At 67.6% G+C, this 22,056-nt stretch carries 19 protein-coding genes; 2 read left to right on the top strand and 17 right to left on the bottom strand.

What is annotated here, in order from left to right:
- Window positions 1–267: 267 nt before the first annotated feature.
- Window positions 268–471: a hypothetical protein gene (locus GXY47_04980; protein NLV30492.1), complete on the top strand. Its 204-nt coding sequence runs from the start codon at window positions 268–270 to the stop codon at window positions 469–471.
- 75 nt (window positions 472–546) lie between these two features.
- Here GXY47_04980 and GXY47_04975 read toward each other — a convergent pair whose 3' ends face one another.
- Window positions 547–864 (bottom strand): RNA-binding protein, encoded by a 318-nt coding sequence (locus GXY47_04975; GenBank protein NLV30491.1) that lies wholly within the window; start codon window positions 862–864, stop codon window positions 547–549.
- Between the two features lie 85 nt (window positions 865–949).
- Window positions 950–2,182 carry a DEAD/DEAH box helicase gene (locus GXY47_04970; protein ID NLV30490.1) on the bottom strand — a complete coding sequence of 411 codons (1,233 nt, stop codon included), beginning with the start codon at window positions 2,180–2,182 and terminating at the stop codon, window positions 950–952.
- 280 nt (window positions 2,183–2,462) lie between these two features.
- Here GXY47_04970 and GXY47_04965 point away from each other — a divergent pair, with 280 nt between their 5' ends.
- Complete coding sequence (locus tag GXY47_04965) at window positions 2,463–2,876, top strand: hypothetical protein (GenBank protein NLV30489.1); 414 nt, start codon at window positions 2,463–2,465, stop codon at window positions 2,874–2,876.
- On the opposite strand, the gene GXY47_04960 is transcribed toward GXY47_04965, so the two are convergent.
- The 15 genes from GXY47_04960 to GXY47_04890 form a co-directional block, all read right to left on the bottom strand.
- Window positions 2,797–4,314 carry a B12-binding domain-containing radical SAM protein gene (locus GXY47_04960; protein ID NLV30488.1) on the bottom strand — a complete coding sequence of 506 codons (1,518 nt, stop codon included), beginning with the start codon at window positions 4,312–4,314 and terminating at the stop codon, window positions 2,797–2,799. The genes GXY47_04965 and GXY47_04960 overlap by 80 nt on opposite strands.
- A 171-nt stretch (window positions 4,315–4,485) precedes the next feature.
- Window positions 4,486–5,328 carry a GNAT family N-acetyltransferase gene (locus GXY47_04955; protein ID NLV30487.1) on the bottom strand — a complete coding sequence of 281 codons (843 nt, stop codon included), beginning with the start codon at window positions 5,326–5,328 and terminating at the stop codon, window positions 4,486–4,488.
- Between the two features lie 122 nt (window positions 5,329–5,450).
- Window positions 5,451–6,869, bottom strand: coding sequence for a sigma-54-dependent Fis family transcriptional regulator (locus GXY47_04950; GenBank protein ID NLV30486.1), 1,419 nt, complete (start codon window positions 6,867–6,869; stop codon window positions 5,451–5,453).
- Window positions 6,866–8,323, bottom strand: coding sequence for a hypothetical protein (locus GXY47_04945; protein NLV30485.1), 1,458 nt, complete (start codon window positions 8,321–8,323; stop codon window positions 6,866–6,868). The genes GXY47_04950 and GXY47_04945 overlap by 4 nt, the downstream gene beginning before the upstream one ends.
- 66 nt (window positions 8,324–8,389) lie before the next feature.
- Window positions 8,390–12,031 carry a molybdopterin-dependent oxidoreductase gene (locus GXY47_04940; protein NLV30484.1) on the bottom strand — a complete coding sequence of 1,214 codons (3,642 nt, stop codon included), beginning with the start codon at window positions 12,029–12,031 and terminating at the stop codon, window positions 8,390–8,392.
- Window positions 12,032–12,082: 51 nt separating this feature from the next.
- Complete coding sequence (locus GXY47_04935) at window positions 12,083–13,831, bottom strand: NADH-quinone oxidoreductase subunit NuoF (protein ID NLV30483.1); 1,749 nt, start codon at window positions 13,829–13,831, stop codon at window positions 12,083–12,085.
- A gap of 96 nt (window positions 13,832–13,927) precedes the next feature.
- On the bottom strand, window positions 13,928–14,467 hold the full coding sequence (gene nuoE / locus GXY47_04930; protein ID NLV30482.1) for an NADH-quinone oxidoreductase subunit NuoE: 540 nt from the start codon (window positions 14,465–14,467) through the stop codon (window positions 13,928–13,930).
- Between the two features lie 18 nt (window positions 14,468–14,485).
- Window positions 14,486–15,487: a response regulator gene (locus GXY47_04925; GenBank protein NLV30481.1), complete on the bottom strand. Its 1,002-nt coding sequence runs from the start codon at window positions 15,485–15,487 to the stop codon at window positions 14,486–14,488.
- 284 nt (window positions 15,488–15,771) lie between these two features.
- Window positions 15,772–16,803, bottom strand: a complete 1,032-nt coding sequence (gene meaB / locus GXY47_04920; protein ID NLV30480.1) for a methylmalonyl Co-A mutase-associated GTPase MeaB — start codon at window positions 16,801–16,803, stop codon at window positions 15,772–15,774.
- 70 nt (window positions 16,804–16,873) lie between these two features.
- Window positions 16,874–19,018 (bottom strand): methylmalonyl-CoA mutase, encoded by a 2,145-nt coding sequence (gene scpA, locus GXY47_04915; protein NLV30479.1) that lies wholly within the window; start codon window positions 19,016–19,018, stop codon window positions 16,874–16,876.
- Window positions 19,015–20,436: a hypothetical protein gene (locus GXY47_04910; GenBank protein ID NLV30478.1), complete on the bottom strand. Its 1,422-nt coding sequence runs from the start codon at window positions 20,434–20,436 to the stop codon at window positions 19,015–19,017. The genes scpA and GXY47_04910 overlap by 4 nt, the downstream gene beginning before the upstream one ends.
- Window positions 20,423–20,899, bottom strand: a complete 477-nt coding sequence (locus tag GXY47_04905; protein ID NLV30477.1) for a glyoxalase — start codon at window positions 20,897–20,899, stop codon at window positions 20,423–20,425. The genes GXY47_04910 and GXY47_04905 overlap by 14 nt, the downstream gene beginning before the upstream one ends.
- Window positions 20,899–21,294, bottom strand: a complete 396-nt coding sequence (locus GXY47_04900; GenBank protein NLV30476.1) for an acetyl-CoA carboxylase biotin carboxyl carrier protein subunit — start codon at window positions 21,292–21,294, stop codon at window positions 20,899–20,901. The genes GXY47_04905 and GXY47_04900 overlap by 1 nt, the downstream gene beginning before the upstream one ends.
- Before the next feature lie 12 nt (window positions 21,295–21,306).
- Window positions 21,307–21,615 (bottom strand): hypothetical protein, encoded by a 309-nt coding sequence (locus GXY47_04895; GenBank protein ID NLV30475.1) that lies wholly within the window; start codon window positions 21,613–21,615, stop codon window positions 21,307–21,309.
- Window positions 21,616–21,631: 16 nt separating this feature from the next.
- On the bottom strand, window positions 21,632–22,056 hold a 425-nt coding region (locus GXY47_04890; GenBank protein NLV30474.1), incomplete at its 5' end, for an acyl-CoA carboxylase subunit beta.

The following is a 22,056-nucleotide window of genomic DNA, read 5'->3' as shown; positions in this document are numbered from 1 at the left end:
TCAGCAGGAGCGTGCCTCAAGGGAATTTGGATTCCGCCCCGGGATAGGGTATGATTCTGTTCTCTGTGGGGCTTCCGTAACATTTCGCAGGTCGAACGGGCCGCAGACCCCCTGCGCGGGGAAGCGGCCTTTTCTGTATCCCGCAGGCGCAGCAGCCCCGGATCCGCAACCGACGGAGCCTGTAAGCATCGGAAATGCGCCGCCCGCGGCGCCGCCCGGAGAGTCCGGACGGCCGCCCCCGGGCGCGTGAAAGGAGACGAGTCCATCATGGCAAGAGGAGAAGCCTATATCGCCTGCCCGCACTGCGGTTTCCAGTCGCGAATCCCGCTCATGGCGCTGCAGCGCGACAACTATCACTGTTCGCGTTGTGGCAGCCCGGTTCCCCTGGCCGCCGCCAACGTGCCCCAGGATGACGGAAACCGCCCCGCCAGCCGGCCCAGGAAGACCTTTCACCGCCGCAAGAGGCGCTGAAGCGCCCGCGCGGCGCACGGCGTCCCGAGGGGCGGGCGGGAAGGGTCCGGGGCCTCGGGCCCCGGCAGGGAACGCTTACCAGCGGGGTTCGCGATGGCGTCCCGGGGTTCGTTTCCCCCCTTTTCCGAAGCCGCCCCGGCGCTCCGGTTTGGGTTTGGCCTCGTTGACGGCCAGGGGCCGGCCGTTGATCGGAAACGCGTTCAATTCCTCGATGGCCCTGGCCGCTTCCTCCTCGGTGGACATCTCCACGAAGGCGAACCCCCGCGATCGGCCCGTTTCCAGGTCGCGCATCACCGTCAGGGAATCCACCTTCCCCTTTTGTTCGAACATGCCCCGAAGTTCCTCCTCGCCCAGCGAGAAAGGAAGGTTTCCCACAAACAGGTTTTTTCCCATGTTTCTTCTCCCGTCCTGCCGGAATGTTCCGGCGCTGTCCTGCTCTCAATGAAGTCCGCTCCCGGGGCCGCGCTCCTGCCGCCGTCTACCGGGCGTGCGCCCTCCTCCTGGCTCCGGCGAGACCCGGCCTGAAGCTCCTGCTCCGTTCCGTTCGAGGGGCGGCTGCGGCTGCGGCGAGGGTCGGCGGGGCCGGCTCCGCGGCGGCAAAACCCGGCACCCGGCGGCGCTCGATCCGGGATCCGAAAATCCTCTCGATCTGCCGCACGAGCGGTTCGTCGTCCGCCACCGTGAAGGTGAAGGCCTCCCCCGTGCAACCCGCCCGCCCCGTGCGCCCGATCCGGTGGGTGTAGGCGTCCGGGGTATCGGGCATGTCGAAGTTGATGACATGGGAGATTTCCGATATGTCGATGCCGCGGGCGGCGATGTCGGTGGCCACGAGGATGTCGTATTTACCGCTGCGGAACCCGTTGATGGCCGACTGCCGCCGGTTTTGCGCCATGTCCCCCTGAAGGGCCGAGACACGGTAGCCGTTTTTGGCCAGGCGGTCCGCCACGCGGACGGCCCGGCGTTTGGTCCGGGTGAAGACCAGCACCCTCCCGGTCGGGGTCCGTCCGAGCAGGTCCAGCAGCAACCCCGATTTCATCGTTTCCGCGACCGGGTAGAGGGAATGGGCCACGCTCTTGACGGGCGCCAGCGCGCCGGCCTGGACGTGGACCGGGTTCCGCAGGATGGTGTCCGCCAGCGTCCGGATGTCTCCCGGCATGGTGGCCGAGAACAGCATGGTCTGGCGGCGGGCCGGAAGGGCCCGCAGGATGCGGCGGACGTCGGGCAGAAAGCCCATGTCGCAAAGCCGGTCCGCCTCGTCCAGCACCAGGATTTCGATGGCCCCGAGGTCCAGGTCCCCCTCCCCGATCAGGTCGAGGATCCGTCCGGGGCATCCGACCACGACCTGGCTGCCGCTCCGGATGTTTCTGACCTGGGACACCCGGCTGACGCCGCCGTAGACGGTGGCGCTCCGGACCCGGCCCCCGCGGCCCAGGCTCACGATCGACTCGTGCACCTGTTCCGCCAGTTCCCGCGTCGGTTCCAGGATCAGGACCCGCGCGCCCCGCGCGGGGTGGGACTCGAGGTGCTGCAGCATGGGCAGGACGAAGGCGGCTGTTTTTCCCGTGCCCGTTTCGGCCAGACCCAGCAGGTCGCGCCCCTGGAGCGCCAGGGGGATGGCCTGCTGCTGGATCGGCGTGGGGTGATGGTAACCGGCCGCGCGTATGGCGGCGTGGATGTTCGGATGAAGCGGAAAATGGTCAAAACTCTGCAAAAAGAGACTCCTTGGCACGATGAGCCAAGGTGCACTCTCAGCCCAAGATTTAATAGGAAATTCACTTCACCGGGTACAGTGCGGATGCGGTTTGCGAACCCGGCAAGTATAGCACTGCGGCGGGATAAATCCAAATGGGGAGTGCCGGCGCATTCCGATAGGGTTCCGGCCCCGGAAGGTGTATACTATTGTTTAAGTCGAATCCATCGCCCAGACGCTGCTGCTTGTTCCCCGCGTTCCTGGATTTATGCAATGTCTTTCTCCCGAGGCAAGGACCGGCATGGCGACACACCTCGCATTTCAGCTCAGATACATCGGCGTCATCCCCCAGGAGGGATGCATGGAGTACGGGTTTCACCTCGAAGAGAAGGGGAAGGACCTCCGGCTGATCGTGATGAAAATCGAGAGCGGGTTGTTCCGGGGGTCGGAACTGATGGTCCAGGAAGCCCCGGACCTCTGCTACCAGAAGCTGCTGGCCGACCTGCAGAGCGAGGAGGCCGAAGGGCCGGTCCGTGCTCGCGTATCGGTGACCGCCTCGGACATCGCCCGTTACCGGGAGTCTCATCCGACGGTCAAGGCGCGCAAGGCGGGGAGCCGCCGCATGGTGACCGCCCCTACCTCCGCGAGGGCGCAGGCACCTGCAGGTCCGGCAGAGGACGCGCCGAAAAAAGAGCACGGCAGGGGCGGGCGATGAGGCGGGCCCAGCGCACCGCCTGCGAACGGTGGGCGCTCTCGGTCGCGATCCCGGTGTTGGCGTACATCTGGCGGTAGAGTTTGGATATCAGGACGAAAGCCATCCGGGACCGGATCTTCGACACGCACCTGGAGCGGTTCCAGATCTTGGGCAGGCTGTAGAAATTCCCCCACACCTCCTGGGTGTGCCTGCGGATTTCCTCGGGCGACATGGTGGGGTGCGGCAGGTAGATCTTGGGCCTGCGGTCGGGTGGGACCAGCCAGTTGCGGGTCAGGGGGAGGGTGTCCACCCCGGGATTGGCCTCCTGGACGCTCTTTTCCCATTTCTCGAAATCGATCGTTCCCGGGAAGGGCGTCAGCGGGACGAACTGCGCGAAGGTCAGTTCCGCCCGGTCGGCGAGGTCCGAAGTGGCCCTGAAGGTGTCCTCGGTGTCGCTGGGGAGGCCGAAGATGAACGACCCCAGCACGTGGATATCGGCGACCCGGAACTTCTTCAGGCGCTCGACCAGGTTCTCCCCGCTCAGGTTGAACCCCTTGTACATGCTCTCCAGGCCGGTCGCGTTTATGGATTCGACCCCCACCAGAGCTCCCTTGATGTTGGCCTTTTTCATGGCGGTGAGGAACTCTTCGTCTTCGGCCGCCTCCATCGTGATCTGGGTGAACGCGATGAGGTCTCCCCCGATGCGGGCGAGCCGGTCCATGAGTTCGAACCGTTCCGCGCGGATCGCGCTCAGCCACTCGTACCGGGTCTTGTCCTCGCGCGCCGCCGCCACTTCCAGGTCCCGGAGCGTGACGGGATAGAAATTGTCGTCGGCCAGGGCGATGAAGCGGTAGCCCATGCGGCGCAGGGCGACCACCTCCTCGATGACGGGGTCCACCGGCCGCTGGCGCGGCTTCTGGCCGTCGGTGCGCCAGACCGAGCAGAAGGAGCAGTGCTTCGGGCATCCGCGGATGGTCTGCACCGAGGCCCACATGTAGGAACCGGGCCGGAGCAGATCCCAGCGCGGGATGGCGAAATCCGCGGCGTCGATGATGCCCCCCTCGTAGACCGGCTGGAGCTTGCCCTCCGCGCAGTCGGAGAGCGCCTGCCCCCAGGCGAGGTCGCCGTCCCCGCGCACGACCGCGGCGGCGCCCCCCAGCCTGCCCGGCTCTTCCGGGTACAGGGTGGCGTGAATTCCGCCGAAAACGGGGATGCCCCCGCGCTCGGACACCCTCTTCCCGATCTGGTACCCGCGCCAGGCGTTGCTGGTGTGGATGCCGATGCCGACCACTTCCCCCGGCTCGACCTGTTCGGGATCAAAGGGGTTCAGGGTTTCGTCGTGGATCAGGGGATCGCCGTAGGTGCGCGGGGTGGCGCCGGCTAGAACGTAGAGCCATCGCGGCGTGATCACGCCGATGCCGAAGGATACGTCGCTGGGGTTGACCAGGTGAATGCGCAAAAAAAAAGCCCTCCTCGTATCAATTGGGGGTGGATGAGGCTCCATGCAGAGTCCACAGGCATAAGCAGAGGGCTGGTTTCCACCTGCATCAAGGCTACCATTGGGGAGCACCCGGCACAATCAGTATTTGCCGCCCTCGGCTGGAAGCGGCCGACCGCCCGGCGCGCGGCCTCACCAGGGAGTGGACACTCTCTCCCCGCCCCGCACCAGCCGGGCCACCCAGTATCCCCCCGCGGCGCGGAAGCCGATCCGGCGGTAGCACCCCAGGGCGGCCGGGTTGTCCCGTCCGGTGAACAGGACCGCCCGGCGAGCGCCCCGGCTCCACATCGCCCGGATGAGGGAGGCGCAGACCGCCCGGGCGTATCCCCGGTTGCGGTGGGCCGGGTCGGTGGCCACCCCGAGGATCTGGAAGGCCGCTATCCCCATGCCGTTGGTCTGGGCGGTCGCGACCGGGCCGGAACCGGCGTCCAGCACCAGGCAGAGGGGGTTCATCATCAGCGCCCGGAGTTCGTGCTCGGTCACCGGCGCTCCGGGGGGACGGTTGTGGATCTGGCGGAGGAGCTTGACGACCGGGATGTGGTCCCCGAGCCTGATGGGCCGGACCAGGCCTTCGAATTCCTGCGGCGGCGGGGGGGAGTCGAGCTCCATCAGCAGGCAGCGCGGGTCCTTTGCGTGACGCCACCCCATCCCGGCGAGGACCCGGCAGGCGGCGGCTGCCGGGCCGGCCGGGGCGCACAGGCTCTGAAGGCCCGGATGGCGCGCGGCCAGTTCCGAGGCGAGTTCCCGCGCTGCCGCGTCCGCCGCCGCCCCGAGCACGACCGCGCGCGGTTCCTCGTAATACCCGCCCACCCCCAGCCACTCCCCCGCCCCCCGGGCGGCATAGAGGTGGGTTCCGGGGAAACGGTTTTTCAGGTTCCCGGTGAGGAACAGGCACTCGGATTCGTGCGGCCGGAGGAAGGCGAGCAGGCGCCGCCGGACCTCTTCCTCCCCGTGGTCGAGTTTTTCTATCCGCATGCCCGCCCCATTTTCAAATCAGAAATCGCACACTTCACCGTGTCCAACCCGATGCTCAAGATCGTCGTCTACGACGAGGGGAGCGACGAGGTCGGCAGCCGCCTCATAGGAACGGGGGCCGGTCAGGAATCGGGGCCGCCCCCGCCCGCGGGGGGGATGTCGATGCCGTAGCGCTTGATCCTGGAGATCAGGGAGACCCGGGAGATGCCGAGGATCTCGGCGGTCGCGGTGCGGTTCCCCCCGGTCAGCTCCAGCATCCGGCGGATGTGCTCCGCCTCCCGTTCGTGGAGGGTCTTGCGCTCCGCCGGGGGCACCGAAGCGGCGCGGGAGGCGCCCGTGCGCGGGCCGCTGACGGCGTTATGGAGGTAACGGGGGAGGGAGCGGGAGGAAAGACTCCGGCCCGACTCCACCACCACCGCCTCGGCGATGATGTTGTCGAGCTCCCGCACGTTGCCGGGGAAATCGTACAGTTCCAGGAGTTCGATGACGTCGGAGTCGATCAGGGAGATCGACTTCGCATTCGCCCGGTTGTGCTTGTCGAGGAACCAGTTCGCCAGCAGCTCGATGTCCCCCTCGCGGTCGCGCAGCGGCGGGAGGAAGACGGAGCAGATATTGAGCCGGTAGTACAGGTCGCGCCGGAACCTCCCCTTGTCGATTTCGTCGGCGAGGTCCTTGTTGGTGGCCGCGATGATGCGGACGTCGGCCCCCCGCTTTTCGGTCGACCCGAGCCGGAAGTATTCCCCCTCCTGCAGCACCCTCAGCAGCTTGGACTGCACCGGCAGCTCCAGCTCCCCGATCTCGTCGAGCAGGAGGGTGCCGCCGTTCGCCTTTTCGAAGAACCCCGCCCTCGTCCGGGTGGCGCCCGTGAAGGCTCCCTGCTCGTGCCCGAAGAATTCGGAGGAGAAGAGCTCCGAGGCGAACGTCCCGGCGTTGACGGCGATGAAGGGGCGGTCGCGCCGGCGGCTGATCCGGTGGATGGCGCGCGCCACCAGCTCTTTCCCCGTTCCGCTCTCCCCCCAGATCAGGACGTAGTTCTCGCTTTCGGCGATCTGGTCCACGCGCTGCAGCACGCGCAAAAAGCCCCGGTTCCGGGTGAGGATCGACTCGAACGCCTCCTTGTGGCGCAACCCCTCCAGGGAGACCTCGTCGCGCAGTCTGTCCACCTCCGTGCGCAGCTCGGAACGCTCCAGGGCGTGATCCAGGAGCCGCAGCAGCCGGTCCTCGTCGATCGGCTTGCAGAGGTAGTCGTAGGCCCCCGCCTTCATCGACTCCACGGCGAGTTCGACATCCTCCACCCCCGTGATCACGATCACCTCGATGTGCGGGTGTTTTTCCTTCACGTACCGGAGCACCTCGCGGCCATGCACGACGGGCATGTCCATGTCGAGCATGATGGCGTCGAAATTCCCCGAATCGATGACGTCGAACGCCTGGGTGCTGTCGCCGAGGGTCTGGACGTCGTAGCGCCCGGTCTGGGCCAGGAAGATCATGAAATAGTTGAGGACGGCGGCGTCGTCGTCGATCACCAGGATGCGCTTCATGCCCCTTCACTCCTCGCGGGGGGGAAGGAGAGAGTGAGCGTCGTGCCCTCCCCCAGTTTCGAATCCACCTCTATCGATCCCTGGTGGTCCTTTATGATGCCGTAGGCGACCGAGAGGCCCAGCCCCATGCCGCCCGAGTTCTGCTTGGTGGTGAAGAAGGGGTCGAACAGGCGTTGCTGGACCTCCTCCGTCATTCCCGGGCCGTTGTCGGCGATGCAGAGCGAAACCCGCCCGTCCGGGCCGGTCGAGGTGCGCAGCTCGATGACGCCGTCCTGCCGGTCCCCCAGAGCCTCCGCCGCGTTGATCAGGTTGGCCACGATCACCTGCCCGATCTTGCTGGCACTCCCCGGGATCCTCGGCAGGTCGGGGTCCAGCTCGCAGATGACCTTGTGGCGCTTGATCTTGTTGTGGACCAGGCGCAGGCTGGCCCCGACCGATTCGTTGAGGTCGACCGGGTCGGCGACCGACGGCTCCTCCGAGCGGGCGAATTTCTTGAGGTCGCGCACGATGTCGGCGATCCGTACCGTCCCGCTCGACATGTCCTTGAGCAGCGTGGCGATGTGCTGACGGAAGACGGGGTAGGAGAGGCGCGCGACCTTGAAGCCGGGGTGGGCCTCGGCGTGGCGGTCCACGACGGGAAGCATGCTGTCCATGGCCTCGCCCAGGATGCGCATGTTCCCCTGGATGAACTGGATCGGGTTGTTGATCTCGTGCGCCATCCCGGCCGAGAGCCTCCCGAGCGACACCAGCTTTTCCGACTGGACCAGCTGGTGCTGCTTTTCCCGCAGCTCGCGGTTGGCCGCCTCCAGGTCGGACGATTTCTTCTCGAGCAGCGCGCTCGCTTGGGTGATCCGGGCTTCGCGGTCGCGCAGGTCCTGGATGATGGCCGAACTCATGTAGATGAGGCTGCAGAGGGTCACGAGCAGGGCGGCGCTGACGGCCAGGATGTACCAGGCGCTCTGGTACCGGGGGCCCAGCTCACCGACGGCGTAGTGCGGGAGGACGCCGTGGTATTCGAGCAGGACCACCGACAGGAAGAGGAGGAAGGCGAAGAGTCCCTGCGCCCATACCTGCGGCCGACGCAGCATCAGGCTGCCGATCATGACGTGCAGCAGGTAGAGGAGGATGAACGGGTTGTCCACCCCTCCGCCGTAGTGGACGACGGCGGTCAGGGAGAGATAGTCGGCGCAGATCTGCAGGTTGGCCGCGCGCTGTGCGCGCCAGGCGTAGTGGATCCCCCTGCGCTCGATGGCGCGGTGGCGCAGGAAGAAACCGAGGTTGTAGATGAAGATGAGCCCGCCGACGGCGAGGATGCCCCTGTAGGGGAGGTCGACACCGAACAGGCGGCAGAGGAGGGTGGCGAGGAGCAGCCCGGCGATGAACCCCCACCGCATCTTGATGAACCATCCGAGCCTGCCGAAGAGCTCCTTCTCGAGGAAAAGCCGATCCACCATAAAGAGTCCGCCAGTAGCCGGCGGCGGGTCGAAAGCGGCCGCCGGCTACCGACTACTATCTAACGCTTATTCCATTTCCGCAAGCTTCTTCTCCAGGACGGCGTCCAGGGTGGCGTAGGGGAAGATGTTGGCCGTCGACGCCGTGGAATCGATCCGGACCGGTTCCAGGCTCCGGATCGATACGGCTTCGGCCGGCCACGCGCCCCCCCGCCCGCGGACTCTCTCCAGCTCCGCGGCGTCGAGTCCGAGTCCGGCCGCCAGCGCCCGGCGGAGTTCCGCCGGGTCGGGCGAAAGGTCAGGCGCCCCGAGCGCGGCCGCCAGCCGGGCCAGGATGTCCACGTTCGCCATCCCTCCCGCCGGGCTGCTCGCCCTGTCGAGCGTGCCGATCCGGCCGTCGAAGCTGACGACCGTCCCCTCGCTCTCGGCCAGCGTCGCCGCCGGGAGGACCACGTCGGCCGCCCGCGCCGTCTCGGTCATGAAATGGTCCATTACCACGAACGACCCGATTCCGGCCAACTCCCGGTGCGCCCGGTAATCGGCGAGCGGGTTCTCGAACAGGACCAGGGCCGTCCGCGCCCGGTCGGGTTCCAGGGCGCCGTCGATGCCCGCCAGCCGTGCCCCGACGCTGTTGCAGTCCGAGTGGAGCAGGAGCAGCCCTTCGCCCGGCCCCGCCAGGTGACCCGTCAGGGCCAGGAGCTGGGCGAGCGCCTTGAGGTCGTCGACCGAACGTTCGAGGGTTTCGTCCAGGTCGTAGACGGCGACGACCTTCCGGGCGTGCGCGATCCGGTCCGCGGCGGACTGGATCTTCGCCGCCTCCACCCCGGAGAGCCCGGCCGCCCTCTCCGGCGTCAGCGACGAGATCGATTCGCGGAGCGCCCCGATCCCCGGGAGCCCGTTTCCGGTCCCGGGCCGGCCGAGGAGGTGGGCCATCATCGTCCCGTAGAGGATGCCCGCGGTGCCGCGGCGCGCGTCCAGCCAGAGGTCCTCGGGGCGCACGAGGTCGATCGGGCCGGAGTTGACCGAGATCATTCCCGCCCCTTCGCGCAGCGCCCGCCTTACGGCCATCCCGAGCACGGGGTGCGTGGCGCCCGGGTCGGCCCCGGCGACGAGGATGAGATCGGCGCCGGCCAGGTCCTCCATCGCGCACGTGGAGGCCGTCCGGCCCAGCAGGCCGTCCAGGTCGTGGCGGGGGCCGCCGCGCCGGGAGCGGCCGTAGCTGCCGGCCCGGCCCGTCCCGAGGGAGGCGGCGATGCGGGCGACAAGGTACGACTCCTCGATCGTCATCCGGGGGGCCGCCAGGATGGCGACCGATTCGGCGCCGCCTGTCTTCACCCCCTTGCCGAGTGCCGCGGCGGCCGCCTCGATGGCCTCGTCCCACCCGGTTTCCTCCAGCTTGCCGTTCTTTCTCACCAGCGGCTTCTTCAGGCGGTCGGGCCCCTGGACGAGGCCGGTGCCGAAGCGCCCCTTGCGGCAGAGCTCGCCCCTGCCGTCGGCCAGCGTGTTCGGGGCGGTCGCCCACAGGAGGCCGTCGGCGGCCACGTTCAGGTCGAGGCGGCAGCCGACGGAGCAGAAGGTGCAGACCGAGGGGACCCGGGTCGTTTTCCACGGCCCCTGGCGGCTGTACTGGAACCGGGCTTCGAGGGCGCCCGTGGGGCAGCTCTCGACGCACGCGCCGCAGGCGATGCAGTCGCTCTCGGCCATCGATTTCCCGAGCGCCGGGCGGACGGTCGTGTCGAACCCCCGGCCGACGAAGCCCAGGACTCCGAGCCCCACGATCTCGGAGCAGGTCCGGATGCAGCGGCCGCAGAGGATGCACTTGTTCGGGTCGAGCGAGATCAGCGGGTGGCTCCGGTCGACCTCGTGACGGCGCACCTCGCCGGAGAGGCGGGCGATATCCACCCCGTATTCCCCGGCGTAGCGCTTGAGGTCGCAGTGGAAGACCGATTTGCAGCCGCACTCCATGCAGCGCGCGGCCTCGTGCTTCGTGTGCGGCTCGTCCAGTCCCGTCTCCACCTCCCGGAAGTCGCGCACGCGCTCCACCGCCCCGCGTTCGGGCATCCGGCAGCGCGGTTCGGGCTCCACGGCCGCGAAGGTTTCCTTCGGGATCTCGCCGAAGAAGTCGCGGCGGCTCTTGAAGTCGGGTTCCGGGCCGACGGCCTCGCCGCAGGTGAGGTACTGGTCGATGGCGAGGGCCGCCCGGCGCCCGTGGGCGATGGCGTCGATGACGGTCGAGGGCCCCAGCACCACGTCTCCGCCGGTGAACACCCCGTGGACGCTCGACTCCATGGTGGCGGCGTTCGATTCCAGGGTGGCCCAGCGGTTGGCCGCCGGGCGCGCGTCCTCGGGGTCCCCTGCGAGGGCCGAGAGGTCGGTGTCCTGCCCGATGGCGGCGAAGATGTAGCTGCAGTCGATGTCGACGACGGCCCCCGGGATCGGGACCGGCTTGCGCCGCCCGCTCGCGTCCGGCTCCCCGAGTTCCATGCGCTGGCAGCGCAGCCCCCGGAGCCGGCCGTTTTCCGCGATCAGTTCCAGGGGAGCCGCCAGCAGTTCCATCTTCGCCCCCTCGGCCTCCGCCGCGTCGACCTCCTCGTGGTGCGCCGGCATTTCGGCGCGGGTCCGGCGGTAGACGATCGTCACCTCCTCCGCGCCGCAGCGCAGGGCGGTCCGGGCCGCGTCGATGGCGGAATTCCCCCCCCCCACCACCACCACTTTCCCCTGGAGCTCCGGCTTCCCCTCCAGTTCGCAGTCGCGCAGGAAGTCGAGGGCGGAACGGACCCCCACGATGGAGTCCTCGTTCTCGAGCCCCATCTTCTTGCCGAGGGGGGCTCCGAGGGCGACGAAGACCGCGTCGAACCCCTCGGCGCCGCGGAGGCTCTCGAGGGTGAAGTCCCTGCCGAGGGCCTTCCCGGTCTCCACGCGGATGCCGAGATCGAGGATCCCCTGGATCTCCCGGTCCAGTTGCTCGCGCGGCAGCCGGTATTCGGGGATGCCGTAGCGCAGCATTCCTCCGAGCTTGGGGAGGGATTCGAAGATCGTCACCCGGTGCCCCCGCAGGGCCAGGTAATTGGCGCAGCTCAACCCGCCCGGGCCCCCGCCCACCACGGCCACGCTCCTGCCGGAATCGGGGAGATCGGCAGGCTTGAGGGGCGGGGTGCCGTGGCTTTCGGCGACGTAGCGCTTGATGAAGTTGATGCCGACCGGCTCGTCCACCTCGTTGCGCAGGCAGGCGACCTCGCACTTGCGGACGCAGACGCGGCCGCAGACGACCGGGAGCGGGTTCCGTTCGCGGATGAGGCCGAGCGCCTCGTCGTGGTACCCCAGGGCCGAGAGGCTCAGGTAGCCCTGGATGTCGACCCCGGCGGGACAGGCGCGCTGGCCGGGGCAGACGCAGTCGGCGTAGTGGTCCGAAAGGAGGAGCTCCAGCGCCGTCTTGCGCGCGGTGACGATCCGGTCGCTCCGGGTGGTGACCTCCATCCCGTCGCGGATCCGGGTCACGCAGGACGGCAGCAGCCGGGGCGAGCCCTTGACCTCCACCACGCACAGGAAGCAGGAGCCGTACGGCTCCAGCCGGGGGTCGTGGCACAGGGTGGGGATGTCGTCGAGCTGACCGGCGCGCACCACGTCCAGGATCGTCTGGCCCGGGTCCCCCGACACCTTCCGGCCGTTGATCGTCAGTTCCACTCGAAGGGTCTTCTTTTCGGTATCCATTGCCATCTTCCTACCTGTTTCCTTTATGGGCGACGTCCGCGGACCCTGCCCCTATCTTTTTTCTATGGCCCCCACGTTGCAGACCGTGATGCATTTGCCGCAGCGGATGCATTTGGCGTCGTCGATCGTGTGCGGCTGCTTCTTTTCACCGGTGATGGCGCCCACGGCGCAGGCGGCGATGCAGAGCCCGCACCCGATGCATTTTTCCGGGATGACGGCGAACTGCACCAGGGCGAGGCACGATTTGGCCGGGCATTTATGGTCCCGGATATGGGCGTGGTATTCGTCCAGGAAATAGCGCAGGGTCGTGAGCACCGGGTTGGGCGCGCTCTGGCCCAGCCCGCAGAGCGAACTCGATTTGATCTGCTCCCCGAGCTCCGACAGCAGGGCGATGTCCTCTTCCTTCCCCTTTCCGGCGCAGATCCGTTCGAGGGTTTCCAGCATGCGCTTGGTCCCGACCCGGCAGAAGGTGCACTTGCCGCACGACTCGTTCTGCGTGAAGGAGAGAAAAAAGCGGGCCACGTCCACCATGCAGGTGGTCTGGTCCATGACGACCATGCCCCCCGAGCCCATGATGGCACCGGTGGCGGTGATCTGTTCGTAGTCGATGGGGGTGTCGCCGAGGCTGGCCGGGATGCAGCCGCCCGACGGCCCTCCCATCTGCACCGCCTTGAACGGCCCGCCGGTGAGCGTGCCGCCGCCGATGCCGTAGATGACTTCGTTGATGGTCATTCCCATCGGGACTTCCACCAGCCCGCCGTTTTTGACCTTGCCGGCCAGGGCGAAAACCTTGGTCCCCTTCGACCCCTCCGTCCCGAGGGAGTTGAAGGCGTCGGCGCCGTGGAGGACGATCCAGGCCACGTTGGCCAGCGTCTCGACGTTGTTGATGCAGGTAGGGTGTCCCCAGAGCCCCGCCTCGACGGGGAAGGGGGGCCTCACCCTGGGCATGCCGCGCTTCCCCTCGATGGAGGCGATCAGGGCGGTTTCCTCGCCGCAGACGAAGGCGCCGGCCCCCTCCTTCAGCTTGATGTCGAAATGCAGCCCCTTTCCCAGGATGTTGCTGCCGAGCAGCCCGCGGGCGGTCGCCTGGGAGATGGCGTGCTTGAGCCTTTTCACGGCTTCCGGGTATTCTGCCCTCACGTAGATGTAGCCGGCGTCGGCGCCGATGGCGTAGGCCGCCAGGGCCATCCCTTCGAGGATCGAGTGCGGGTCGCTTTCGAGCAGGCTCCGGTCCATGAAGGCGCCGGGGTCCCCCTCGTCGGCGTTGCAGATCACGTACTTGTGCGTGTCGCGGGACCCGGCCGCGAGCCGCCACTTGGTTCCGGTGGGGAACCCGGCGCCCCCGCGGCCGCGCAGCCCGCTGTCGGCGATCGTCTGGACCACCTCTTCCGGCGTCATCCGGGTGAGCGCGCGTTCGAGCGCCTGGTACCCGCCGCGCTCCAGGTATTCGTCCAGGCTGTCGGGGTCGATGATACCGCTGTTGCGCAGGGCGATCCGCCGCTGTTTCGACTGGACGCCGGCGGAGTCGAGGACCCAGCCGGCCACCGGGCGGCCGTTCCGGACGTGCTCTTCGACGATGCGTTCCACCCGGTCCGGGGTCACGTTCCGGTAGAAAGTGCTGCCGCCGTCGCCGTCCTTGACCTCGACCAGGACCTCGGCGTAGCACATGCCGATGCAGCCGGTCTTTTTCAGGAGCGCGTCGCTGGAGTCGGAGCCCAGGACCTCCGCAAACCTCTGATAGACCTTGAGGCCCCCGGCCGCCAGCCCGCAGGACCCGAGCCCCACTAAAACTTCCCGCATAAAACCTCCGAAGATAACCCCGGGCTCCGCGCCCGGGTCGATAAGCCGCCTGCCCCCGTTTCCGGGCCTCCCGGAAACGCCGCGGTGATGGAGAGGCTAGGCCGTCGCGGGCCGCTCGCCGTCGGAAGGCCCGGCCGGCGCGGCAGCTTTGGCAGCGTCACGGCGGTACTGGCGCAGCAGCTTCCGGACGGACTGGGGCGTCAGGCGCCCGTGAGTCTGGTCGTCGATCATCAGGGCGGGAGCCAGACTGCAGCATCCCAGGCAGGCCACGACCATGTAGGTGAACACCCCGTCCCCCGTCGTCTCGTCCGGGGCGACCGCGAGCTCGTCGGAGATCACCTGCCCGATCGTCTCCGCCCCGACCACGTGGCACGCGGTCCCCTTGCAGAGGCGGATGATGTGCTTGCCCAGCGGCTTGGTGCGGAACTGCTTGTAGAAGGTGATGACGCCGCAGATTTCGGCCGTGGGGATCCCGGTGATGTCCGAGATCTGCCCGATGGCGGATTCCGGGACGTAGCCGTAGCTGTCCTGCGCGGCCTGGAGCAGCGGGATGAGCATCCCCGGCTCACCCCGGTGCCGCCACAGCATGCGTTCAAACGCGGCCGGTACCCGGACGCTTTCATCTGGCTGAATCATGATCTGACCGCTCCACGCTTACTTGGATGAGAAATTCAACGTGTTGAGCTGCTTGATCCGGAGGATGCCCGGAATCAGGCGGATCTCGCTGCGGATCGTGTTCTGGATCTGCTGGGTGGAAGCCCCCTCGAGCAGGAGGATGATGTGCTTCCCGCCGTCGGTCACGTCGCAGTGGACCACGTTGTCGGTGAAATAAAGCTTCATGTAAAGGCTTGAGAGCTTCGCCGGGTCGACGTCCAGGATGGCGTAGGACGCGGTCTTGCGCAGGCTGCGCCCGCCGGCGGCCCCGCCGCCCTCCTCGTTCATCGCCTGGACCTTTTCGTAGTCCTGGATGAACTCCTCGAGTTCCCGCGGTATGGCGGGCTTTTCCGAACAGTGGAGCTCGTAGCGCTGCACCCCCTCGAGCGACTTCATGTGCCCTTCCACCAGCCGCTGGAGGTCCTGGCGGTTGTGCGCCTGCACCAGCAGGACGATGTCCCAGTCGCCGACCACGGGGTCGCAGTAACACACGCCGTCCGCGTAGTAGAGTTTCGAGAACATCTCCGGCAGGTCCGCTTCCTTTTCCCCGCGGATGAAGACCAGCCCGCTCGCCTGTTCGTTCGGCTCCTCCGCCGCCTTCGGTTCGGGCCGGACGGCTCCGGACGGGACCAGGTCCTTGATCCGGGCCACCAACTCGTCCATTTCAAAGGGCTTGTCGAGGTAGGTGCTGCCGCCGTGGCTGTGAACGGCGTTGATCGTGTCGTCGTTGCCGTAACCCGTAATGACGACCACCGGGAGCTCCGAGTAGATCGATTTCAGCACGGAAAGGATCTTCAGCCCGTCGATGTCGGGGAGGCGCAGGTCGAGCACGACGCAGCCGAAGGGGTTCCGCCTCGATTCGGCCGCCTTGATCTTCGACAGGGCGGAGAGTCCCTCCTCGCATTCATCGACCTCGAATCCATGCTGGGCAAGCCCGACCATGACCTGACGGCGCAGTGCGGCTTCATCGTCCACTATCAAAACTCTGGGTTGTATGCTCATCGTTTCTTCCTTTCATGGCCGGGGATTGGGTGATCTCCGGCGATTGATATTATGTGTCCGATGGCATCAATGCAATCTTTGGGCCACACCGGCCGATCTGGTTAAATTATAGAAAATGAAGATATTATGCCAAAAGCGGCAACAAGGCGGAGCCTGTCGCGGACTGTTAAGGGATTTAACATCTGATTCATAAGATCTTTATATTCCGTGATATAGCTCCAGTGTTCAGAAATTTAACAGTCACAGATTTTATACTCCGATCCCCCCTCGAGTCAATTGAAGGGTTAGGGCTGCAGATGCTGCCTGAAAAGCTGGAGCAGTTCACGGCTGGCGGCAAACGGCGTGGCCTCGCCGCGCCGGACTTCCTCCCTGAGACGGGGCAGACGGGCGGCGACCCTCGGGTCGGCGTGGAAAGACTCCTCGAGGCCCAGCATCAGAAGTTCGTTCATCCATGCGAGCGCCTGGCGGCTGCGCCTCTCGGCGAGCAGGCCCCCGCGCTCCATCAGCCGCCGGTGGTCCAGGATCATCTGCCAGACCTCCGCGATCCCCTCGCCGTGGAGGGAGGAGCAGGTCAGGACGGGGGGGAGCCACCCGTCGGCCGGGGCGGGGAAGAGATGGAGCGCGCCGGCGTACTCGATCCGGGCGCGGTCGGCCTTGCGTTTGTTGTCCCCGTCCGCCTTGGTGATGGCCATGCCGTCGAGCATCTCGATGATGCCGCGCTTCATCCCCTGCAGCTCGTCCCCCGCCCCGGCCAGCATCAGGAGGAGGAAGAAATCGGTCATGGAGCGGACGGCGGTTTCCGACTGGCCGACGCCGACGGTCTCCACCAGGATGTTCCGGTAGCCCGCGGCTTCGCACAGGAGCATGGTCTCCCGCGTGCGCCGCGCCACCCCTCCCAGGTGGCCCCGGGACGGGGAGGGGCGGATGAAGGCGTCCGTTTCCACGGCCAGCCGTTCCATCCGGGTCTTGTCCCCCAGGATGCTGCCGCCCGAAATCGGGCTCGAGGGATCGACGCTCAGCACCGCCACGTTCTCCCCGCAATCGCGGATCAGGTGCATGCCCAGCGCGTCGATGAAGGTGCTCTTGCCGACCCCGGGAACCCCGGTGATGCCGACCCGGCGGCTCCGCCCGGCGTGCGGGAGGAGGCGGTCGAGGATGCGGGCCGCGAGTTCCCCGTCGGAGGGGAGATCGCTCTCGACGACGGTGATGGCGCGGGCCAGGATCGTCCGGTCTCCGCCGAGGACCCCTTCCACGTACCGTTCGAGCGGCAGGCGCCGGCGCGCCGGGGTGCGAGGGTGTCGGGCGTTTTCGGCCATGGCGGTCAAGGTAAGGGTACCTCCGCCCCCGGGCCGGGGAAGCGTCTTCCCGGCCCGGGGGCCTGCAAAATCAGGCGCCGGCGTGCTGCATCAGCGCCTTCAGCACCTTCTGGGCGCAGAGGGGAATGACCGTTCCGGGGCCGAAAATATCGGTCGCCCCCGCCCGGTAGAGCTCCTCGTACGCCTGCGGCGGGATCACGCCGCCGACAAAGACCAGGATGTCCTCCCGGCCCAGCTTCTTGAGTTCGGCGATGACTTCCGGGACCAGGGTGGCATGCCCCCCGGCCAGGGAAGAGGCGCCCAGGGCGTGCACGTCGTTTTCCACCGCCATCCGCGCCGCCTCGCGCGGCGTCTGGAACAGCGGGCCGACGTCGACGTCAAAGCCGAGGTCGGCGAACGCCGTGGCGACCACCTTCGCGCCGCGGTCATGGCCGTCCTGACCCATCTTGGCGACCAGGATGCGGGGCCGGCGCCCTTCGGCCCTGGCGAACTCCTCCGCCAGCGCCGCCGCCTTCCGGAATTCCGGGTCCTGCCGGCTCTCCGAGGAGTAGACTCCGGAAATGGTCCGGTTGACCGCCTGGTAGCGCCCGAAAACCTTTTCGAGCGCCGAGGAGATCTCCCCCAGGGTCGCCCGCCGGCGCGCGGCTTCGACCGAGAGGTCGAGCAGGTTCCCATCCCCCTTCTCCGCCGCGAGGGTGAGCGCGCCGAGGGCGGCGTCCACCGCCGCCTGGTCCCGCCCCGCCTTCGTTGCGGCCAGCCGGCGCAGCTGCGATTCCCGCACCGCCTGGTTGTCCACCACCAGGACGTCGAGCTCCTCCTCCTTCTCGGGCCGGTACTTGTTGACCCCGACGATGGTTTCGCGTCCGGAATCGATCAGCGCCTGCCGCCGTGCGGCCGCCTCCTCGATCCGCATCTTGGGGATGCCGGTCTCGATCGCCTTGGCCATGCCGCCCAGCTCCTCGATCTCCCGGATGTGGCGCCAGGCCTTCTGCATCAGCTCCCGCGTCAGGGCCTCCACGTAGTAGCTCCCGGCCCACGGGTCCACCACCTTGGTGATGTCCGTCTCCTCCTGCAGGTAGATCTGGGTGTTGCGCGCGATGCGGGCCGAGAAATCGGTCGGCAGCGCGATCGCCTCGTCCAGCGCGTTGGTGTGCAGCGACTGGGTATGCCCGAGCGCCGCGGCCAGGGCCTCCACGCAGGTGCGCGGGACGTTGTTGAACACGTCCTGCGCCGCCAGGCTCCACCCGGAGGTCTGCGAGTGGGTCCGCAGCGCCATCGATTTCGGGTTCTTGGGGTCGAAAGCGCGGATGATCTTCGCCCACAGGATGCGGGCCGCCCGCATCTTGGCGATCTCCATGAAGTGGTTCATGCCGATGCCCCAGAAGAAGCTCAGCCGGGGGGCGAATTTGTCGATGTCGAGCCCCGCCGTGATCCCGGTGCGGATGTACTCCAGCCCGTCGGCCAGCGTGTAGCCGAGCTCGATGTCGGCGGTGCCGCCCGCTTCCTGGATGTGATAGCCGCTGATGGAGATGCAGTTGAACTTCGGCATGTTGGCGGAGCAGTAGCGGAAGATGTCGCCGATGATGCGCATCGAGGGGAGGGGAGGGTAGATGTAGGTGTTGCGGACCATGAACTCCTTCAGGATGTCGTTCTGGATGGTCCCGGCCAGGTCCTGCGTCTTCACCCCCTGCTCCTCGGCGGCGACGATGTAGAAGGCCATGACGGGAAGCACGGCGCCGTTCATGGTCATCGACACCGACATCTGGCCGAGGGGGATCTGGTCGAAGAGGATCTTCATGTCCTCGACCGAGTCGATCGCCACGCCGGCCTTGCCGACGTCTCCCAGCACGCGCTCGTTGTCCGAGTCGTAGCCCCGGTGGGTGGCCAGGTCGAAGGCGACCGAGAGCCCCTTCTGGCCGGCGGCGAGGTTGCGCCGGTAGAAGGCGTTCGATTCTTCCGCCGTCGAGAATCCCGCGTATTGCCGGACGGTCCAGGGACGCATGCAGTACATGGTCGCATAGGGCCCGCGCAGAAACGGCGGGATGCCGGCGGCGTAGTCGAGGTGTTCCATCCCCTCGAGGTCGGCGGCCGTGTACACGGGCTTGACCGCGATCCCCTCGGTCGTCATCCAGGCGGCGGCCCGGTCCCCGGAGTCCGGGGCCACGGCCGGCCGCGGGCTCAGCTTGTAGTCGATTTTCGTAAAATCCGGTTTCATTGCCCGCTCCTCATTCCAAGTTTGTCCTGCCATTCCGTCAGGGTCGCGACGGCGTCGCTCCCCACGTGGACGAAGCCCCCGACGCCGGCGGCCCGAAGCGCCTCGATCTGCTCCCTGGGGTTGCCGGCGACCAGCACCGGGACCGTCACCTTCGGGCAGACCTCCCGGGCCAGTTCCGCGTATTCGGGATCGGAACTGCAGAGGACGATCATGTCGGCCTCCACCCCCTCGAAGCGGTCCGACACGGTCATGTCGAAGCCGGCGCAGCCGAAGAAATTGAGGCAGAAATTGGAGCGCGCGCCCTTCATCCTGACGTCGCCGCGGGTGAGCAGCAGCACCCTGGGATACCGTCCGGTCGCCCGCGCGTGTTCGATGGTTCGCCGGCGGATCGCCTCGAACGGCTCGGCGACCCGGGCCGCGGGGAGGGGGGAAGAGGTTTCCGTGACGGGCGGGCCTTCCGGAGCCTCCTTTTCGGTGAGGTTGGGGTAGTTGTTCACCCCGACCAGGCTGCGGCGGCGGCTCGAGAGCGCCTGGGTGCGCGCGGCGCGCGCGGCGGCGACGGCCTTGCCGATCGAACCGGAGGCGAGGGATTTCGAGTAGCCCCCCTCGGCTTCCACCTGCCGGAACAGGTCCCAGGCGGCGCGCGCCATCGAGTCGGTGAGGGATTCGACGTAGTAGGACCCGCCGGCCGGGTCGGCCACCGCGTCCAGGTGCGTCTCCTCCTGGAGGATCCGCTGGATGTTGACCGCCAGGTGCGGGTCGAAGCCGAAGGGATCGATGGTGAGGCGGTCGCAGCCGCCGATGACGGCCGAGAGCGCCTCCGTGGTCACCCGCAGCAGGTTGGTGTGCCGGTCGTAGAGGCTCTTGTTGCGCCGCGGGGTGCGCGCGTGGATCCGCATCGCCCCCCCGTCCGGGTCCTTCGCGCCGAAGGCGGTCAACACCTGCGCCCAGAGGAGGCGCGCGGCCCGCAGTTTGGCGATCTCCATGAAGTAGGCGGGGCCGACGGCGAAGACGAAGGTGACGGCGCGGGCGGCCTGGTCCACCGGCTGCGCGGCCGCGAGTTCCGCGAGCCGCTCCACCCCCGCGGCCGTCGCCCAGGCCAGCTCCTGGACGCCGTGCGCCCCGGCCTCGTGCAGGAGATCGGCGCGGACGGCGCCGGGGTCGATCTCACCCTCCCGGGCGATCTCCCACCCCCGCTTCCCGCGACGGAAAGAGAGCTGCGGCTCCAGTCCCGCGAGGCTGTCCTTCCGGTAGTAGGGGCGCAGCGCGATCCCTTCCTCGGTCCTGTGGACCAGCCTCTTCTCGTAATCGGCCCCCTTGAGGTCGGCGGCGATCACCGCCTCCCACTCCGAAGTCGGGGTGGCGGGAAACTCCGCGGCCAGGCTGAGCGGTTCGCGGTCCGGGCTAGTGTCCGTCATGGGCGCCCTCCTGTACCACTTCCAGCAGGTACCCGAACGCGGCGTTCTCGGTGGCCTTGGGGTGGACGAAAAAGACCATCGTTCCCCGCGATCCCTTGCGGGGGGCCTTGTCGACGAGCTTGAAGCCGTTCGCCTGCAGGTGGTCGAACGCCTTCTGGATATCCCGGACGCGCAGCGCCATGTGGACGATGCCCCCCCGGCCGCCGTTCTTCTCGATCTGTTTGGCGACGGGGGAACCCTCGTTGAGGGGCTCGATCAACTGCAGCAGGTTGGGGCCGTCCCCCACCTGCAGGAGCACCTCGCGGACCTGGTCGGTGCCCAGGATCTCCTCGCGGTGCAGCTCCCTGAAGCCCATGGTCTTGTAGGCCTGGACGTGGGCCTCCAGCTCGCCGGGCCTGACGCTGACGGCGATATGGTCAAAAAAGAGAAAACCGGGGATCTGTTCCATCTGTGCGTTCGTCATCATTCAAACTCCACCAGCACCTGGCCCGACTGGACGCTGTCCCCCGCGTTGACGGGGATGGCCGCGACCTTTCCGGGGGCGGGAGCCGTAATATTCGTTTCCATCTTCATGGCCTCGAGCACCATCAGGACATCGCCGGCCTGGATGCTCTGCCCTACCTGCGCCGTCAGCTTGATCACGATGCCGGACACCGGGCTGCGGCAGACCTTGTCTTCGTTCACGTTCCCGCCGGCCGGCGCCTGGGACGTCGCCGCGGGGGCGGCGACGGGGGCGGCGGGCACGCGGATCGGCCCGAGCCCGAATCCGATCCCGCGACCGGGACCGGCGGCCTCGGGCTCCACGGCCTCGACATCCACCTCGTAGTTCTTGCCATCAATCGTAATGTTCAGTTTCACGCCGCCTCCTCGTTATTGTAAAGTATGGGACGCCTGGATGTTGACGCGCCCCTGCTGCGCCCACGCCCGCGAGCTGAGCAGCCGGATGCGCCGGATGCGCACGCGCACCCCCAGATAGGCGGCCAGGGCGGCCGATACGGCCGCCATCTCCTCGTCGCTGATCTCCGGTCTCACCGGCGCCGGCGCCGGCGCGACGGGCGCGGCCGCGGCCGCGGGGGCCGGGGACTCCAGCCTTTCGACCCGCTCGGCCAGCGCCGCGAGCTGCGCCTCGACCTTTTCCAGCATTTCGGTCAAATCTCTTGTCTTTACCGTCTTTGCCATGGGTATGTCCTCGGCCCTACAGCGGGATCAGGCCATGCTTCTTGGCCGGCCGCAGGGAGCGTTTGGTGTTGAGGTATTCCAGCGCCTGGGCGAGGTGCTGCCGCGTCATGGAGGGCTCGATCACGGAGTCCACCAGCCGGCGGCCCGCCGCCACGTAAGGGGTCGAGAACGCCTCGCGATACTTTTCGATTACTTCCTTCCGCTTGGCCGCCTTGTTCTCCGCCTCGGCGATCTCCTTGCGGAAGACGATCTCGGCCGCCCCTTCGGCCCCCATCACGGCGATCTCGGCCGTGGGCCAGGCATAGACGCGGTCGGCGCCCAGGTCCTTGCCGCACATCGCCAGGTAGGCCCCGCCGTAGCTCTTGCGCAGGATCACGGTGATTTTCGGCACCGTGGCGGCGGAATAGGCGAACAGGAGCTTGGCGCCGTGGCGGATGATCC

It is taken from the genome of Acidobacteriota bacterium, from assembly GCA_012729555.1.
GTDB lineage: Bacteria > Acidobacteriota > UBA6911 > UBA6911 > UBA6911 > UBA6911.
The sequence above is the reverse complement of the archived record's forward strand: the minus strand, read 5'-3'. Positions and strand labels throughout refer to the sequence as shown.